The following is an 18,622-nucleotide window of genomic DNA, read 5'->3' as shown; positions in this document are numbered from 1 at the left end:
TCCTTAGATCATTTCCTCGCGTTCTTTTTTGCGGAACCGCATTAAGAATTCATACACGACTGGCACGATCACAAGGGTGAGCAGTGTCGAACTTGTCAGACCGCCGATGACCGTTACCCCAAGACCTTTCGATATAATCCCTGCACCCTCAAATCCGAGCGCTAACGGAATTAATGCACCAATCGTCGCAAGTGCTGTCATAAGGATCGGGCGAAGACGAGTCACTGCTGCTTCGAGAAGTGCTTCACGCGTCGTGAGTCCTTCTCGCTCTTTATGAATAACACGGTCGAGCAATACGATCGCATTCGTCACGACAATACCAATGAGCATCAATGCGCCCATCATCGCGGATACACTGATGGTCTCGCCTGCAAGCCAGAGCGCTACAAGTGCGCCAATGATCGCGAACGGCAAGGAAAATAGGATCGCCAGTGGAGCGAGTGCGCCACCAAATGTCACGACAAGGACGAAGTAGACAATCGCAATCGCTGCAGCCATTGCAAGACCGAGTTGAGTAAAGGTCTCTGTAATTTGCTCCGTTACACCGCCGAATTCAACCTTAACTGTCGAAGGCAGGTTCAGTGCGTCAATACTCGTCTTCAGATTCGTAGATGCTTTGGACACATCCGCCGTTGTCATATCCGCTGTGACACTGACGAACATCCGGTCATCTTTGCGTGTAATTGTGTTCGGCGATTCGCCTTCCTTCACTTCTACAACATCTTTGATCGGTACTTCCATACCAAGTGGGGATGTGATTTTCGTATTTTTGATATCATCAATATTCGCATATTTCTTCTCGTCTACTTGAACGTAGACCTTGTATTCCTTGCCTTCGTTCTCAATCGTCGTTAGCACAGGACGCTCCCGAACAGGACTTAGCTTCATCGCAACTTGCCCTGCCGTCAAGCCCAGCTTGCTGAGCTTCTCTTGATCCGCAACAAGCGTGTACTGCGCATACGTCTGCTTCATGCTAGACTCGACTTTTTCGAACGTCTTATCCTTTTTCATAACTTCTTCAATCTTCTCAACAGCTGGCTTAATGTCGGCCAGGGAATCCCCGTATACCGTCAAGGTCATCTTGCTGCCGCCAAAGCTGCCAGCACCCATGTCCATCTGCTTCCACTGCCCCTCGGACGGAGCCGCTTGCTTAATTCCTTCGACGAGTGCTTTCTGCTCCTCTGCGAAGTTCTTCGTCTTTGGATCGTAAATCACATAGAACAACGCGGAATTCGAAGACCCGCCACCCATACTCATCATCGGGTTGCCGCTAGAGCCAATCGAATATTGTATCTTCTCGACGCCTTCACGCTTCATAATAAATTTCTCAGCTTCAAGCGCATGCTTCTCGACATCTGCACGGAGTTCTCCCGGTGCTGGGGAGTACGTGACCATGACCATCTTCTCTTCTTGTTCAGGCAAGAAGCTCACACCGACCGCTTTGGTTAAGAACAAGCTGCCTACAAGCAATAGAATCGCTGCGCCGAATGTAATGAGCTTGTGGTTCAGACACCACGTCAACACACGTTTGTAGAAATTCCCCAAAACGCCAGGCTTCTCATCATGATTTTTCGCATTCTTGATGCCATTCTTGAACATCTGATGTCCCAGCATCGGTACGATCGTAATCGCTACGAGCAGGGAAGCAAGCAATGCGAACACCATCGTGAGCGCGAATGGCATGAATAACTCACCAACCATGCCGCTAACAAGCGCTAATGGCAGGAATACGGCAATCGTTACAATGGTCGAAGACATGATCGGCATGAACATTTCTTTCGTCGCTTCCAGGATCAATGCTTTACCCTTAAGCTTCTCGGAGCTTAACGTCATTCTTCGGTATATATTCTCAATAACGACAATCGAGTCATCCACGACCCGTCCGATGGCTACCGTCATGGCGCCTAGCGACATCATATTCAGCGTAATGTCCATTTCACGCAGTACGAGTATCCCAATAAGCAAGGACAATGGAATCGAAATGATGGATATGATTGTTGTCCGGAAGTTGCGTAAGAACAACAAAATAATGATGACCGCGAATAATGCACCGAATGCAGCCTTACTCAACATCGTGGATACAGATTGCTCAATCGGTTTCCCTTGATCGAGCATAACAACGAGTTTCATCCCTTTATAATCTTGCTCGAACTTTTCCGACTGCTTCTTCACGGCATTCACGACTTCAACCGTGTTCGCATCCGCGGCTTTTACAATTTGAATACTGATCGATTCCTTGCCGTTCGTGCGAGAGATCGATTCAGCTTTGCTCACCAATTGAATATCTGCAATATCCTTCAAGGCGACAGTCGGCAAGCCCGCAGGCATCCCTGCCGCTGCTCCAGCACCTGCCTGTGCCCCGCCTGCAGGCATTTGTCCTGCAGCTGCTGTATTCCCCGCTGCGCCACCTGCCGGCATTCCTGCTTTACCTGCGCCCATTGGTGCACCTTGTGCTCCGCTTGGTGTTCCTGCTGCGCTTGGGATGAGTGGAATACGAATTGCCTTCAGATCATCCAAGCTTTGCACATTCCCGTCGACAACGATTGTCTTTTGGGATTTGCCCATCTCGAAGAGACCAAGCGGCACATTGAGCGCCGATCCTTGCACAATCCCTTTTACAGTATCTTCTGAAAGACCGAGCTCCTTCATTTTGGCCTGATTAAACGTCAGCTGTACTTCCTTCAACTGCTGTCCAGCAATCGAAACATCGGAGACCCCATTCAGGCCTTCGAAGCTTGGCTTCACTTCGTTCTCGATGACCTTCGTCAGCTCTTCCATCGACAAAGATTCGTCCGATACACTGAGCGTAATGACTGGGAAAGTGTTCATGCTTATTCGCGAAATCGATGTATCTTGCGCCCCGTCGGGCATCGGTACCGTCGATGCTGCCTCGCGAATATCCGAGGCGGCCTTCTCCATATCTAGTCCATAATCATATTCCACCGTGATGGCGGACACGTTCTCCATCGAAGTCGATGTCACGGTTTTTACACCGGATAAATTTTTGAACCTTTGTTCGAGCGGTTTCGATATTTTATCGACGACCTCTTCCGGCGCTGCGCCTGGATACACCGTCATGACCTGTAGTACCGGCAGATCCAGATTCGGAAGCGTCTCTTGCTTCATCGTCATTCCCGCATATAATCCTGCCACCGTGACAATAATGGTCAGGATCCAAATCGCGAATTTGTTATTCAACGAAAAACGGATAATACTCTTCACGTTTCTTCCTCCCCTAAGCATTCTCTTTTTCAACCATTTGACCGGTTGTTCAATCTAATATTTAGTATATCTAATCGATTTCCATTAATCAAATTTACGCGAGTTGAATGACCGTTCAATACTTAGCATGCCTAAATTACAAAGATGTAAGAATCATGAAAGTTAAATCTATGGTTCCCCATTTGATTCCGTCGTAAGCTTAATACATCACAACGAGACAACAGTTTGGCACCATATCCACACGAAACATGGCGCTGACTTATCCCATTTTGAAAGGAAGATCACTATGCACACACTTATTATTCTCGCAGGTATAGCATTGTTTCTTATTCCCGCATTTCTATTCGTTATTCATATCGCACTCATGATTTGGGCTTTCCGAGATGCTTCCGAACGTTATCAAGATAACACGGTCGCTTGGATCATTACAGCCGTCTTATTCTGGTTCCCTATTATCGGCATCATCGTCTATATGTTCGTGCGCAAAGAGCGTCCACAACCGCCACAGCATCGTTTCAATAATCAAGAGCAATACATTTAATTTCAGAAGGGAGATTCAACCTATGAAAACATCGACCAAATTCATTTTTGTTCTTGCCGTAATCTTCATCGTGATGCTCGGGGGCGCTGCAGCCGTATCGAAATATGCGCCCGAGCACAATCCCTTCCTGAAAGGTAATGATTACTTCACGATCGTCGGTGATTCCTATAAGGAAAAGACCGATAAAGATTCAGACGGCAGAGAACATACCCGATATCTCTATAACCTGTCTGGCGTCGATAAAGACGGAAAAAAGCAGGATCTTGAATTTACAGCAAACAAAGTACTACGCAAGGATGCTTATCTCGCCGTTACGATCAAAGCTGATGTCGTGACCCATTGGGAAGAGGTCCAAGCGAGCGATATCCCTTCGGCAGCAAAACCTTTACTCGCGGCAAAATAACAAAGCAAATAAACCCGGCAGCTTAGCTGCCGGGTTTTGTTATTACGCTTCTAACCTATTGGGAATTCTATATCTTCTGACTTCGCAGAAAATAATCCATACGCTGCAAAGCCTCAGCCAATTGACTGGAGGAGGCCGCGTAGCAGCAGCGCAGATGTCCTTCTCCCCCCGGTCCGAACACATCTCCTGGAATTGCCGCAACGTTAGCTTCCTCAAGCAATCTCTTCGCAAACTGTTGAGAGCTCATTCCCGTATGAGCGATGGACGGAAAAGCATATAAGGCCCCTTCCGGTTCCTTACAGGGCAGGCCGATATCTTTTAACCCTTGAACGAATTTGCGTCTGCGTTGATCGTAGGACTGAATCATCCTGTCCTTCTCTTCCATACAGCCACGCAAGCATTCCAGAGCAGCAATCTGCCCAAGAACTGGCGCGCATATCGCGGTATATTGGTGAATCTTCGTCATTGCACCGATTAAATCAGAGTGACCGCAGGCGTAGCCGATCCGCCACCCCGTCATTGCAAAAGCTTTGGAAAATCCGCTGATCACAATCGTGCGATCCTTCATTCCCGGCAGAGAAGCGAGACTGATATGCTTCTGTTCATAGGTGAGCTCGGCATAAATCTCATCGGATAATACGATTAGATTATGCTCTTCAATAAGCTTGGCAATCGGCAACCAATCGTCATACGTCATAATAGCTCCGGTCGGGTTGTTCGGAAAATTAACAACAAGCACCTTGGAACGCGGCGTTATCGCTTGACGCAAAGCTTCTGCCGTCAGCTTGAAGCCTTTGGAGGCAGATAAGGGGATCTCGACCACCGTTCCACCATTCAGAAGGGCAATAGGTGTATAGACAACATAATTAGGAACAGGAACGAGAACCTCGTCGCCGGAAGTGATCAATGCGCGAAGCGCTAGATCAATCGCCTCGCTGCCGCCAACAGTGATCAGTACTTCCTTAGAAGGCTCATAGGCCAACCGCCAGCCTTCGTACAAATAGTCGGCTATAGCCTCCCGAAGTGCCATTAGCCCCTCGTTCGGCGTATAGGTCATGTTCTCCGCCTCCAGCATGCGCATGCATGCCTCCCTGGCGTGCTTGGGTGTCCGGAAGTCTGGTTCTCCTACGCCAAGTGAGATCACACGTGGATTTGCATTGACTGCGTTGAAAAACTGTCGAATCCCAGACGGCGGCATCGTACGCGCCAATGGGGACAAGAATGCACTCGTTCCGTTCATATCGTCCTACTCCTTTCTATCTCTTTGTTCCAAGGAATATATCATAATAAGCTCTAATAGCTCAGGGAATGAAATATTGGCTGCAGCCGCACTTTTGGGCAGCAAGCTATTCTTCGTCAGGCCAGGCAACGTATTCACTTCAAGAATATAAGGGATGCCGTCTTTCACAATCATGTCGATGCGAGCGTACACGCTGCACCTTAGTACCCGATAACAAGACAGCGCTGCAGCCTCAACCCGCTCATGAACCTCTTGCGGCAGTTGAATGACTCGTTCGTCAGCCCCGCCGTCCTCGTACTTGGATGTATAGTCAAAAAAAGTTCCTGCATTGGCTCGAATAGAGATGACTGGAAGCAGCTCACCGTTCAATATGGAACAAGTAATTTCCTCTCCTGCAAGGAACTGCTCGATCATTACAGAATCATCCCATTCCAGAGCGGCCTGCACAGCTGCCGATAGTGCTCCGGGATGCTCGACAATCTGAATGCCAATGCTGGAGCCTCCCGAATTCGGCTTCACTACCACCGGATACCCTAGACGATCAACATCTACTGCTTCTAACTCATCCATATGGCTTACTTGGACCGACTCCCCGGTATGAAGCCCCTCACAGCGCATTAATTTCTTGGACATCTCCTTATCCATGCATACGCTGCTAGCTAGGACACCGCTTCCCGTATAAGGAATACCGAGCGATTCCAACGTTGCCTGGACCGTTCCGTCCTCCCCGTATTTCCCATGAAGGGCGAGCAACGCTAGATCCAGCCCTGCTGTTTTGTCGATTAGATCCCGCTTACCGTTGATCTCAATTGGATATACCTCATGCTTAACTTTGTCCAGGTTACCCATCATTTCTTGCCCTGTAAGGAGTGAAATCTCCCGTTCCGATGATAACCCTCCCATAATTACGCCGATCTTCACACACCTTCATCCTCTCGTTTGTCTAATTGCTCCAGCTGTCTCGCCTATGATTCGAATCCCTTTTACAATGTCTTCATCCGTTACCCTGGAGAAACCTAGACGCATCGTATGACTGCCTTGCCCTCTGCCATTGACGTAGAATATATCACCTGGCGTGAACACCACACCCTTTTCCGTGCATGCCTCTAACAGTTCCCTAGCCTGGAAGGACGGTTCGAACTCGATGAACAAATGTAGGCCTCCATCTCCAGATAATCGAGCAAATGGAATATACGTATTGCAGCAGTGCAAGGCGAGCTCGTATTTTCTTTTGTATTCCGCCCGCGCACGCTTCAAATACTTTTCGAAGTTGCCATTATGAAGATACTGGTACAGCAAAGACTGATCTAGCGTAGAGGTATGAATGCTGCGCGCCCGCTTCACGCTCTCCAAGTAGCTGACCAATACTTTGTCCGCCAGCACCCAACCAACCCTCAGACCGGGAAATAGTATTTTGGAGAAGCTGCCTATATAAATGACATTATTGCTCTTGCCGACGCTTGCGATCAATGGCGCCACATGGGAGCCTGAGTACCTGAGCTCCTCGTTGAAGCCATCCTCAATAATAGGAACTTGGCTCCTGCCTAATAACCGAATGGCCTCCACTCGCTTTTCTGGAGACATGACAATCCCCGTTGGATTATGGTAGGAGGGAACCAGATAAGCCAGATCGAAGCGCTGTGCCGTTAGCTCCCGCTCCAACTGCTCCAGATTCATTCCGTCCGGTTCCATCTGGATACCTGTGATGGCGAACTGATGGAGCCTCATATTTTTAAGCGCAGTATGATGGGTCGGATTCTCGCAGATGGCATGGCCGCTGGACTTCCCAAGGCCGGTCAGCACAAGGTCGAAGCCTTCGGTGAAACCATCGGTAATGAGAAGATCTTTACCCGTCAGATCAACGCCTTTGTTCTCCATATACCGCAGCAGATAGTCAATGAGCGGCTTGTAGCCCTTGGCGTACCCGTAGTTGAGAAGCACTTCCCCCTCAATCGACATCCGATCAAGGAACGCCCGCTTCACATTATTCAGATCGAACAGCTTCTCATCCGGAGCGATGCTCGTGAATAGAATTGAACCCTTTTCTGCCCGTATGCCATGCTTCATCAGGTCCTCCTGCTCAGCCAATCGCGCATAATCATTGATGCGCTGGCTCCAATCCAGCTGATGTCCTGCTTCCTCGCCTGCCGGAGTCTTAACCTCTCCTGATGAAGAAGCCACGTAATTGCCCTTGCCCTTCAACGCGTAGATGAAGCCCTCCTCCTCCAGATCGGAGTATGCGGTCAAGACCGTGTTGCGGCTAACATTCATTAATACGCTCAATTCTCGTGTGGACGGGAGCTTCTGGTTCGCCTGCAACGCACCTTTTAGTATTAGACGCTTCATATAATCCTTGACCTGAATATACACAGGCCGATTATCCGCGAACTTGAAATCAGAATACATCCCCACACCTCCTATCCCTATCATGTCATAATTGCCGATACAGCAAAAGAACCACAGCAGGCGACTTTCGATGCGTGCGTGGCTCCCCTGTTTCATCTCCTTCACAATCGGGTATCTATAGATAACCAGCATTCTAACCCAAGCAATTGTAAATTAGGAGGATTAATCCATGAACTATATAATTAATATAAATAAAAAATGAGTCACGCAAAGAGAATTATACTCTTTGCGTGACTCATCCTAACAATACAAGGTCTCACAAAATATAGGTTGAACTAAAAAAATCCCCATGTTAAAATGGAGAGCAACGTTTTATTTTTATGAGTTTACGTTCCGTTCACAGTCTTTTCTAAATTAATTATAGCATAGCGAATTAGGGACTGTCAACATGGGATTTCCACAATTATAGAACCAAAGGAGTGAATCGAATGGGTACAGCAGAGCAAGATTGGCAGCAGCAGGAACAAGACCGTGTCCAGCAGGTCGTCACCGAAATCGATCAACGAATCGCGAAGCTGCAGGAGCAGGTGCTGCACGCCAGGGACGAAATCGTCGACATTCGCAAAAATTTCTGGGATGATGTCACGGTCAATTTCGAGGATTCCGCGGAAGCGGCGGAGACGTTTGCGAGCATGAAGCAGCAAGCTGAGGTGCTCTTCGAACGAGAATCGACGCACCGTCATGCACGCGAGCAGCTTAAGACACTGACGAAGCTGCAGCAATCGCCTTATTTTGGACGCATTGACTTTACCGAGGACGGTGATCCTCACACGGAGCAGATCTATCTCGGCATTGCTTCCCTGCTCGATTCCAGCGGTGAACAATATCTGATCTATGATTGGCGCGCTCCTGTCTCCAGTCTGTATTACGACTACCCTCCAGGTCCTGCGGAATATGAGACACCGAGCGGTACAATCCGCGGCGTTATGGACCTAAAGAGGCAATTCATTATTCGAAATGGCACGATCCGCAGTCTATTCAATACCGGTGTAACGATCGGTGACGAACTGCTGCAAGAGGTACTCGGCAAACATGCCGACAATCAGATGAAGACGATTGTCGCGACGATACAACAGGAGCAGAATCGGATTATCCGTAATGAGCGGAGCCGGCTTCTCGTCGTACAGGGTGCTGCCGGGAGCGGCAAGACCTCCGCTGCTCTGCAACGTGTCGCATATTTGTTATACCGGTACCGGAACACGCTGAGCAGTGAGCAGATCGTGCTATTCTCACCGAATCCGCTGTTCAACAGCTATGTCTCAACCGTCCTGCCGGAGCTTGGCGAGAATAATATGCAGCAGACGACGTTCCAGCAATATCTGGAGAAACGTCTATCAGGGTCCTTCCAGATTGAAGATCCATTCGAGCAATTGGAATATACGCTAAATGCTACCGATGCTCCGCAGGATCAAGCGCGTCTCGCAAGCATTCGATATAAGACATCAGCTTCCTATATGACATTCATCGAGCAATATGCCGATGGTTTGAAGCAAGCTGGTATGAAGTTCAAACCGATCCGATTCCGCGGGCGGGAACTCATCTCCGCCGAATCGATTGCAGATCAATTCTATGCACTCGACCATTCCATGCGCATTCCGAATCGGATGAAGCTCGTCGCAGAGTCTCTGCTCCGTGAGTTAACGCAGCTGATGAAACGAGAGAAGAAGAAACGCTGGGTCGAAGAGGCTATTGAATTACTTGATAAAGACGCCTATGCCGAGGCCTTCGAACGCTTGCGCCAGAAAAAGCAGTACACGGCGGAATCCTTCGATGACTATGATCGGGAACGTGACGCGCTTGCGACTATGATCGTCCAAGATCGGTTTAAGAAGCTTCGCCGGCACGTGAAGCTTCTCCATTTCATTGACATTCCTGCCGTCTATCGTCAGATATTCCGTGACGAACAATGGGTTGGTCGTCTGAAAGCGAGCAATGCTGATATCTCTTCAGCACAGTGGGATCTCATCTGTGAGCATACGTTAGCGGGGCTCGAAGAATCCAAGCTGTCATATGAAGATGCGACGCCGTATTTATATCTAAAGGAATTACTGCAAGGCTTCCACGCGAATACTTCGATTCGCCATGTATTTATTGATGAAGCGCAGGACTATTCGCCGTTCCAGTTCGCCTTCTTGAAGCAGCTGTTCCCGTTCGCCAAGATTACAGCGCTTGGCGATCTCAATCAGACGATCTATACACATGCCGCAGATGCAGGGGGCTTCGCCTCGCTGATGGCGTTGTTCGAGCCTGAGCATACCGAGACGCATGTGCTGAAGCGCAGCTATCGTTCAACACGTCCGATTGCCGAGTTCACGCAAGGCATGATTCCAGGCGGCGAGCAGATTGAACCGTTCAATCGTGATGGTCGCTTACCGACACTGACCTATGCTGCAGGCGTAGAAGATCTTGCAGATCACATCACCGGACGAATTGCTGCACTTCAAGCGGAAGGCTTGAATAGCATCGCCATCATCGGCAAGACCGTGGCGGAATGCCAAGAAGCTTACGATACACTGCATGCGCATACGCCGCTTCGCCTGATTGACAAAGAGACGGCGGCCTTCGAAGGTGGGACTGTCGTCATCCCTTCCTACCTTGCCAAAGGGATGGAATTCGACGCTGTTATTCTATACAACGCCTCAGCTGCACAATATGCGCATGAGCGTGAACGGAAGCTGTTCTACACAGCGTGTACACGAGCGATGCATGAGCTTCATCTCTATGCAATTGGGGATGTGAGTCCATTTGTTGCTGAGGTGGATGCATCGACGTATGTGGTGGAGAAGGCGAACATGTAGGTCCTTAACTGGCAGCCATTCTGGCAATCGCGTAGAATTCAAGGTAGGGGCATCACTTTCGCTTACCCGTTGAAGTGGTGCCGGGGGATTTGAACTTACCGAAAAGGTACTGAGCATCAGCGTCGATGGATCTGGACCCTATCCCCTGCGCCAACTCGCACCATACACTTCTGCTGCGTGGTCTATGTTGTATTTCATACAGGATAGAAGCCGAAATTCATGCATATGGCCACCTATCATGTATTCCTGCATTATAGAGTCAGGAATGAGTCGTATTTCTAAGGAAATCACTCAAAGTTACTGCAGGAATCCACGATAGATGATCTCAGTGGTCGCATATGGCACAAATTAATGCAAAATTCCATGATGGACACGCAGCACAAGTGCCCATCTCGAATTTAGGCTGGACTGCGCTTCATCCACCCAGTAAAATATAAACAGACGAAGAACGTCCATAGCCGGAAGGCAGATGGACGTTCTTTTTTTGTATGCATTTCCATGAAGGAGGCGAATAAATTGAGCTTATTTGAACAAGCGCACCAAGCATTTCTGCGCCAACACATTGAAAATCGCACAGGTGAACGGAAAGGGAGATTAATCCGTGGGCATCAATATGCCGAGAAGCTGGTGCTCCAAAATATATGGTGGCCGCTCTTCGGGAATTTCGATCATTTGCATCCAGAATACGAAGTCTATGATTGGAAGCGTAAGTCGCATTTTCTTGACTTTGCCTTTATCACCCCGTTTGGACGATTCGGTATTGAATGTGACGGCTACCAGAGTCATGTCAAAGATATGGATCGCGAGAGATTTAGCTACGCTCTGAACCGTGACACATTCCTTACGGGATTAGGATGGCGGATGATCCACTTCTCATTCGACGATGTGCAGCAGCACCCGGAGATTTGCCGCACATTGCTGCAACTTGCGATCGGACCCTATTCACTGCGCAACAACCCGATCGATAAGGTAACCAGAGTAGAGAAAGAAATTCTCCACCTCGCATGGCAGCTCGGCAGACCCATTCGACCTAAGGACGTGAGTCATGCTTGGGGGTTTGATTATCGCACCTCGCGCAAGCACCTTCAATCGCTCACCGATAAAGGGTTGCTATCGCCCTCCTCCAGAGGTCAAACCATGCGTTATTATGAAATACAAGAAAGCGCGCTAGAGCAACTCCTATAGTAGGAGGAGCTTGTCCTCTTCCTGCTCTCCCTTATTTTAACTATCTTAGGTTAGCCCTTCTTGTTGAAACAGCGAGTTCAAGCTTACTGCGCTATCTAGCGCCATCCTATCCTGTATTTCATACAGGATAGGAACTTATTTTCATCTAACGTGCCGTCTATCCTGGATTCTTGCAGTAACTTTTGCTATAACACGCCAATAACGAACAGAATCGGCACCTTATCCTACAATAATCCAACATAGCAGTACAACAGGGACATTTCAGCCCAAAGTTAGTGCGAAACTCCATGATAGGCTCACTAGTGCACACATCTCGCACTGCGCGCAGCTCCCAGCGCGCGGTGGTGCTTCATGACAGCGGTCGGTAGACAACTGAGTTAATCACCTATTGCATCCGGCATCCGGCCAGCACCTTTGTATCCGAACCCTTACCTGAGCACACTTCAACTAACAGATACGCATATCACAAGCACCCTACACCTCACTACACCGGCTGATGCCCATGCACCGCTCGACTGCGATTCCGCACAGTCACTACAAGATCTGCCAGCAAGATTAGCGCGAACATTGGCCAGAGTGTACCCCACACAACCGATACATGCGAATACAGCGTTTGAAATAATGGATGCAGCACGACAACCACAACCAGTGATAAGAGCACCCAACAAATCGAAAACGACATACAAATATGTCCTTGCAGCTGCAGCGGCAGATGTCTGTAGTCCCAGTAACGTTGATGAAACAATCGCTCCAGCAGCACGCCACTCGCATATTCGATCACTGTAGGAATGATGAGGCATAGTAGCAGCAAGAAGCTCCAATGCGTCGATTCATTCATCGAATACACAATAAGTACTGGCGCGAATCCATACATCGGCTTCAGCGGACCATAGAGGAACCCTTCCTTGAAGAACACCCCTGTCGTCACCCAGCTATACACATTCTCCAGCAACCATCCACCAAAGGCATAGCCGATAAAATAAAAGAATATCTCCGCAACATTCACCATTTGAACGCACACCGTCACTCTCTATCATTAAAGTTAGTTTAGTATGCGATATTTTTCCAAAAATATCCTTTCGGCGAACTGATTTCCTACATCATGCATAAAGCCCACCCGTAAGATTTAAACTGAACTCATGAGAAATGATGCCATACCATGGAAAACGGGGGACTTATGCGCCGAATATTTCTAATCTACGGAACAGATTTGCGTCATATATGCACAAATTGGGCAGCGGGTGTGATGATTTTGGGGCTCATTATATTACCCTCGCTCTACGCTTGGTTCAATATTGAAGCCTCCTGGGATCCTTATGGGAATACCAAGGGAATTAAGGTGGCCGTCTCCAATGATGATCAAGGCGCTACGATCATGGACAAGCCCATCAACATTGGTGAAGAAGTCATCGCCTCCTTACGAGAGAATCATCAGATTGGGTGGGAATTCGTCGATACGAAGAAAGCCATTTCCGGTACGGAGCATGGCGATTACTATGCGAGCATCATCATCCCCAAATCGTTCTCCGCCCGCATTGCCACCGTCCTATCCAAGGAGCCGATCAAAGCGGAGATTGACTATTACGTCAATGAAAAGATCAATGCCATCGCACCCAAAATCACATCAAGCGGCGCATCCTCCATCATTCAAGAGGTTAGCTCCAACTTCGTGAAAGAAGCGAATAAAGCGATCTTCAAGAAATTCAATGAAATTGGCGTCAAGCTCCACAAAGAGCTGCCCACGATTGAGAAGGTGCGCGACCTTGTCTTTAAGGTTGAGAAGGGTTTCCCTGAATTGGAGCGCATCTTGAAAGTTGCGCTCCAGGACGTCGAGACCGCGCAGAGCATTGTCAAAGAATCGCAGCACAGTCTGCCGATCCTCGCCGATGTAGCGCAGAAAGGCAAACAGTTCAGCCAGAATGTGAGCGAACTGCTTGATTATAGCCAGAAAGGCATTGAAGCGGCTGCTCCTTTTGTCAAACAAGACCTCAATTCTCTACTGCAAGCTGCGTTAGCAACAAAAGATCTAACCGGCGTACTGAAAGATACTACGGCAGGCCCTTCTGCCGTCAATCTAGCGCTTCAGCACGCTGCGTCCCGTCTTGATGGGGCCGCTCGTCTGGCAAGCGGTGCGCAATCCTGGTTCGAACAGTTGAACCAAATCTCGCGTGGCAAGCTATTCAACAGGACGATCGCTCGGCTCCAGCGCATCCATGATAATTTCGAAAAACAAGCCTCGACCGTTAAAGAAATTCAATCCGCTGTTAGTCGTGGGGAAGCCGTATCCGATACGTTACTCAACCGGTTGAACACCTTGTCTGATGGGGCAGCCACAGATCTACGCGATCTCATCGATCGTTTCGATACCGAGATTACTCCGAACATCGTGAACACCGTGAAACAAGCCAAACAATCGACCGATCAGATTCATACAATACTGGGGCAAGCATCCGCCCGTGTGCCGGATATTGAGAAACTGCTCAATGATGCAAATAAAGGACTCACCTTCGGTAATCAAGGGATTAAGGTCGTCACCGCAGATCTGCCGATGATTAAATCCAAGATTACCCAAATTGCGAATACAATTCGAGACTTCGAGAAGAATGGCAATATTGAAGAAATTATCGACCTGCTGCAGAACAATTTCGAGAAGGAGAGCTCCTTCTTCGCGAAGCCTGTCGTGCTGAAAGAGAACAAGCTTTTTCCCATTCCGAATTACGGCTCAGGGATGTCGCCCTTCTTCACCACATTATCTCTCTGGGTTGGTGCGCTGCTGCTCGTCTCGTTGCTCTCTGTCGAGGTACACCATGAAGGCGTCGAATTCCGCGGCTATCAAATCTATTTCGGTCGATACTTAACCTTCATGACCATCGCGATTCTACAATCGTTAATCGACACGCTCGGGGATATTTACCTCCTCGGCGTCTTCGTTCGCGAGAAGCTATGGTTCGTGCTGTTCGGGGTGTTCCTCAGCATCATTTTCATGCTGATCGTCTATACCCTGGTCTCCATCTTCGGCAATGTCGGCAAGGCGATGTCCATTGTCCTGCTCGTCTTGCAATTAGCTGGGGCAGGCGGCACCTTCCCTATTCAAGTCACGCCGCATTTCTTCCAAGTGATCCACCCGTTCCTCCCGTTCACCTATGCGATCAGCATGATGCGCGAGGCAACAGGCGGCATTCTCTGGGACATCGTCCAGATGGATTTCTGGATGCTGCTGATCTTTGCTGGGATCGCGCTTATCCTGGGTCTCGCATTGAAAACACCAATTAATAAGATCAGCGCAGGCATGGTTCAGAAGGCGAAAAAGAGTAAGTTGATCCACTAACGAAAATAACCCCACAACGTGTTGCTTTACCTTCGAAGTGATTCAGTGTTGCGAAGGACCCGAAATTAAATAGGCTGCCGCATCGCGAAAATAATCCTTCGCCTGCGGCAGCCTTTTTTAAACATATCACGATCTTTTCTCTGGGAGTTTCCATCCGAATTTCTCCGTATTGAATAATCGAACCCACTTCCCGTCCTGCTCGACCGCAATCGCATCCTCGGTACTGACTTGATCGATCGAATAGATTCGAGTGCCAACGATGAAAGCATTTGAAAAAACGCCTTCATCCGTGCTCGCCAGCTCATCCAATGCGTACGTTTCTACAACTCCAATGGGCTCTCCAATAGACTCTACTACCTCATCGGTAAGTCGGTAGGTCACATCATGCCAACGAATAAGTTCAAAAGCCCATGAATTCGAGATGGACTCCGGCTCTGGTTCTACCTGCTTGCCGCAGCCAACACCCCATAACAGGATGACTATCGTGAGAACGATTAGTGACAACTCACTCTTTCCCCAACGGATATCTATCCCCCCACACAAATGAACGGGTCCCTTGATCTATTGCTTATCTGCTTGCTGCTCGAACCGCTGTATAATGTCGACAATCACTTCTGTCGCTTTAATCATATTGTCTGCGGACACATATTCGAATTTCCCGTGGAAGTTCTCTCCGCCTGCGAAAATGTTCGGTGTCGGCAATCCCATATAGGATAGCTGCGAGCCGTCCGTACCACCCCGAATTGGAATGACAATCGGCGTGATTCCGAGCGACTCCATCGCTTGATGGGCAATATCTACGATATGTTTCACGGGCTCGATTTTATTCCGCATGTTGTAGTATTGGTCGCGCATCTCAAGAATCACGTTGTCCGCACCATACTTGTCTTGGAATTCGCTCACGATCTCCGCCAGCTTTTCTTTTTTCGCCTCAAATTGCTCGGTATCGAAATCCCGTATAATATAGCTCAATTTGGACTGTTCCACATCGCCTTGGAAAGAGCTCAGATGGTAGAAGCCTTCGTAGCCTTCCGTATGTTCCGGCGCTTGCTCTTGGGGCAGTCGTGCATGGATGTCCATTGCGATTTTGGCCGAGTTGATCATCTTCCCTTTGGCCGTACCGGGGTGGACATTCGAGCCTTTAACCGTAATCTTCGCCGCTGCTGCATTGAAGCTCTCAAATTCCAGCTCGCCTAGTGGGCCGCCGTCCATCGTATACGCATAGGTCGCGCCAAAGGCTGCTACATCAAATTTGTCAGGACCTCTGCCGATTTCTTCATCCGGTGTGAAGGCAACCCGAACCTTACCGCGCTTAATTTCTGGATGCTGGATCAGATACGCCATCGCTGTCATAATCTCGGCAATGCCGGCTTTATCATCAGCGCCAAGCAGGGTTGTCCCATCCGTCGTAATCACCGTGTGCCCGTGGTAGTTGCCCAGTTCTGGGAACTTGGTTGGCGAGAGGATCACCTTCAGCTCTTTGTTTAAGACAATGTCCCCGCCCTCATAACGCTCGATAATCTGCGGATTGACACCAGCACCTGTAAAATCTGTTGCCGTATCCACATGAGCTAGGAACCCAATCGTCGTCACATCGTGATCCGAGTTCGATGGGAGTGTCGCCATGACATAACCGTTCTCGTCGATCGTCACGTCCTCCATACCAATCTGCTTCAATTCATCGACCAGTTGGTTTGCAAGAGTAAGCTGTCCCGGCGTCGAAGGACAGGTCGTGCTGTCCTCATTCGACTGTGTGTCGACCTTCACGTAAGAAATAAACCGTTCCATCATTTCGGACTTTAAATGTGCTAAATTCATTATGTATCGATCTCCTCTCATTTCATTACACAAACTCCAAACCGTAATATCCTTATCATACCACTTCTTGGGAGCATTAATCTGTACCGCATTAAAGGCTGCCCACTAGCAATTTCGAAGTTTTTTTCAAAATGTGATTTGAATCAAACCTCGCTTCCACTTCCTTTGTTATTGTAGGGTCAGAGCCAATGACATTCTCAACACTGGGAGGGTATTCCGATGAGTGAAATGATAAACAATCGTGAACAACAGGCGAAGACTGCATCCGAACGCCAACAACTACTAAAGGACATCATCCACGAGCTGCATCAAGGCGCACCTGAAGAAGAGGTTCGCGAACGTTTCAAGCAAGCCGTCGGACATATTAGCGTCGCCGAAATTTCGCAATTGGAAGAAGCCTTGATGAAAGAAGATGGGATCCCTGTATCGGAGGTACAACGCCTCTGCTCTGTGCATGCTTCAATCTTCGATGGATCCATTGATGAGATTCACCGTTCCGATCGGCCCGAAGAACAACCCGGACATCCTATTCATACCTTCAAGCTAGAGAATAAAGAACTTGAATGGCTTGTTCAATTCAAGATTGAACTACACCTGGAGCAATTTCAGAAAGATGATTCTAAAGATCACATCTTCAAACTAATTGAGGATCTCAATCTATTATTGGACGTTGACAAACATTACAGTCGTAAAGAAAATTTATTATTCCCTTATCTCGAACAATACGGGATTACCGGGCCCTCTAAAGTCATGTGGGGCGTTGACGATAAAATCCGACGTATCATCAAAGATACACGCGAGCAGCTATTTGCATATAACGGAGACAAACAAGCGGTTATTGCTTCACTCAAACTTGCAATACAAGAAGTCATTCAAATGATTACGAAAGAAGAGAACATCCTATTCCCTATGGCTCTTGAGACACTAACCGAAGATGAATGGCTTAAAATCGCGCAGGAAAGTGCAGAAATCGGATTCTGCTTGATCGCCCCGACTGCAGAATGGAAGCCGACTCGCCACCCACTTGAAGGTGCTCCATCCGAAGGAGATGAACCTTCTCCTGCTTCCGATGGATTCATTCGACTCGAGACAGGAATCTTATCCGTTAAGCAGTTGGAGCTGATGATGAACCACTTGCCTGTTGATATTACTTTTATCGATCAGGACGATGTCGTTCGGTATTTCTCCCATGGCAAAGAGAGAATATTCGCACGCACCAAAGCCGTCATCGGTCGTACGGTTCAGAACTGCCATCCACCGCAAAGCGTTCACGTGGTCAATCAGCTATTAGAAGAATTTAAAGCTGGAACCAAAGATGTCGAAGATTTCTGGATTCCTTTTCAGGATAAGTTCGTCTTGATCCGGTACTTCGCTGTACGTGATGATGCAGGAACCTATCAAGGGACGTTGGAATTCACGCAAAATATTGCGCCTATACGCGAACTTGATGGTCAAAAACGGATTCTCTCATAATAGATCAAGGGACTGCCCTGAAGTCGATGATGTCGACAAAGAGCAGTCCCTTTATAATTAAACATATAATAGTGATCCTCGATCAATACATCATCAGATCTGCTTCTCGAATCGTGGACAGGCGATGGGCAATCGTGAAGCCGATGCGGCCATTCATGAGTTCCTTCATCACACGTTGATCTATACTTCAGTCCGCTTATCCACGCCG

Annotated in this window: 13 protein-coding genes; 6 read left to right on the top strand and 7 right to left on the bottom strand. The window is 48.4% G+C overall.

Annotated elements, in window-relative coordinates; genetic code table 11:
* Positions 1–3: 3 nt before the first annotated feature.
* A complete protein-coding gene (locus C558_RS0102245; RefSeq protein WP_018754590.1) occupies positions 4–3,222 on the bottom strand; it encodes an efflux RND transporter permease subunit in 3,219 nt (1,072 codons plus the stop codon).
* 286 nt (positions 3,223–3,508) lie between these two features.
* On the opposite strand from C558_RS0102245, the gene C558_RS34145 reads away from it, so the two are divergent.
* Positions 3,509–3,763: a hypothetical protein gene (locus C558_RS34145; protein ID WP_018754589.1), complete on the top strand. Its 255-nt coding sequence runs from the start codon at positions 3,509–3,511 to the stop codon at positions 3,761–3,763.
* Positions 3,764–3,785: 22 nt separating this feature from the next.
* Positions 3,786–4,166, top strand: a complete 381-nt coding sequence (locus C558_RS32320; RefSeq protein ID WP_018754588.1) for a YxeA family protein — start codon at positions 3,786–3,788, stop codon at positions 4,164–4,166.
* A gap of 67 nt (positions 4,167–4,233) precedes the next feature.
* On the opposite strand, the gene C558_RS0102230 is transcribed toward C558_RS32320, so the two are convergent.
* From C558_RS0102230 to C558_RS0102220, 3 genes are read right to left on the bottom strand one after another with little or no spacing between them, the layout of a single operon-like run.
* A complete protein-coding gene (locus C558_RS0102230; RefSeq protein WP_018754587.1) occupies positions 4,234–5,406 on the bottom strand; it encodes a pyridoxal phosphate-dependent aminotransferase in 1,173 nt (390 codons plus the stop codon).
* A gap of 6 nt (positions 5,407–5,412) precedes the next feature.
* Positions 5,413–6,327, bottom strand: a complete 915-nt coding sequence (locus C558_RS0102225; RefSeq protein ID WP_018754586.1) for a D-alanine--D-alanine ligase — start codon at positions 6,325–6,327, stop codon at positions 5,413–5,415.
* A gap of 6 nt (positions 6,328–6,333) precedes the next feature.
* Positions 6,334–7,812: an aminotransferase-like domain-containing protein gene (locus C558_RS0102220; protein WP_018754585.1), complete on the bottom strand. Its 1,479-nt coding sequence runs from the start codon at positions 7,810–7,812 to the stop codon at positions 6,334–6,336.
* Positions 7,813–8,240: 428 nt separating this feature from the next.
* Between C558_RS0102220 and helD the strand changes: the two genes are divergently transcribed.
* Together helD and C558_RS0102210 are read left to right on the top strand one after the other, a co-directional pair.
* Positions 8,241–10,610, top strand: a complete 2,370-nt coding sequence (gene helD, locus C558_RS0102215; RefSeq protein WP_018754584.1) for an RNA polymerase recycling motor HelD — start codon at positions 8,241–8,243, stop codon at positions 10,608–10,610.
* A 516-nt stretch (positions 10,611–11,126) separates the two neighbouring features.
* Positions 11,127–11,795: a hypothetical protein gene (locus tag C558_RS0102210; protein WP_018754583.1), complete on the top strand. Its 669-nt coding sequence runs from the start codon at positions 11,127–11,129 to the stop codon at positions 11,793–11,795.
* Between the two features lie 484 nt (positions 11,796–12,279).
* Here the strand turns inward: C558_RS0102210 and C558_RS0102205 are convergent, their stop codons facing one another.
* Positions 12,280–12,804 carry a putative ABC transporter permease gene (locus C558_RS0102205; RefSeq protein WP_018754582.1) on the bottom strand — a complete coding sequence of 175 codons (525 nt, stop codon included), beginning with the start codon at positions 12,802–12,804 and terminating at the stop codon, positions 12,280–12,282.
* Between the two features lie 168 nt (positions 12,805–12,972).
* Between C558_RS0102205 and C558_RS0102200 the strand changes: the two genes are divergently transcribed.
* Positions 12,973–15,123, top strand: coding sequence for a YhgE/Pip domain-containing protein (locus C558_RS0102200; RefSeq protein WP_018754581.1), 2,151 nt, complete (start codon positions 12,973–12,975; stop codon positions 15,121–15,123).
* A 126-nt stretch (positions 15,124–15,249) separates the two neighbouring features.
* Here the strand turns inward: C558_RS0102200 and C558_RS30195 are convergent, their stop codons facing one another.
* Positions 15,250–15,627: a hypothetical protein gene (locus C558_RS30195; protein WP_018754580.1), complete on the bottom strand. Its 378-nt coding sequence runs from the start codon at positions 15,625–15,627 to the stop codon at positions 15,250–15,252.
* Positions 15,628–15,684: 57 nt separating this feature from the next.
* Positions 15,685–16,941 (bottom strand): peptidase T, encoded by a 1,257-nt coding sequence (gene pepT / locus C558_RS0102190; protein ID WP_018754579.1) that lies wholly within the window; start codon positions 16,939–16,941, stop codon positions 15,685–15,687.
* Positions 16,942–17,160: 219 nt separating this feature from the next.
* On the opposite strand from pepT, the gene C558_RS0102185 reads away from it, so the two are divergent.
* Positions 17,161–18,414: a DUF438 domain-containing protein gene (locus C558_RS0102185; RefSeq protein ID WP_018754578.1), complete on the top strand. Its 1,254-nt coding sequence runs from the start codon at positions 17,161–17,163 to the stop codon at positions 18,412–18,414.
* Positions 18,415–18,622: the final 208 nt, after the last annotated feature.

Origin of the sequence: Paenibacillus terrigena DSM 21567, assembly GCF_000374845.1 — a bacterium.
GTDB lineage: Bacteria > Bacillota > Bacilli > Paenibacillales > Paenibacillaceae > Paenibacillus_K > Paenibacillus_K terrigena.
This window is presented reverse-complemented; position numbering and strand designations above follow the sequence as displayed.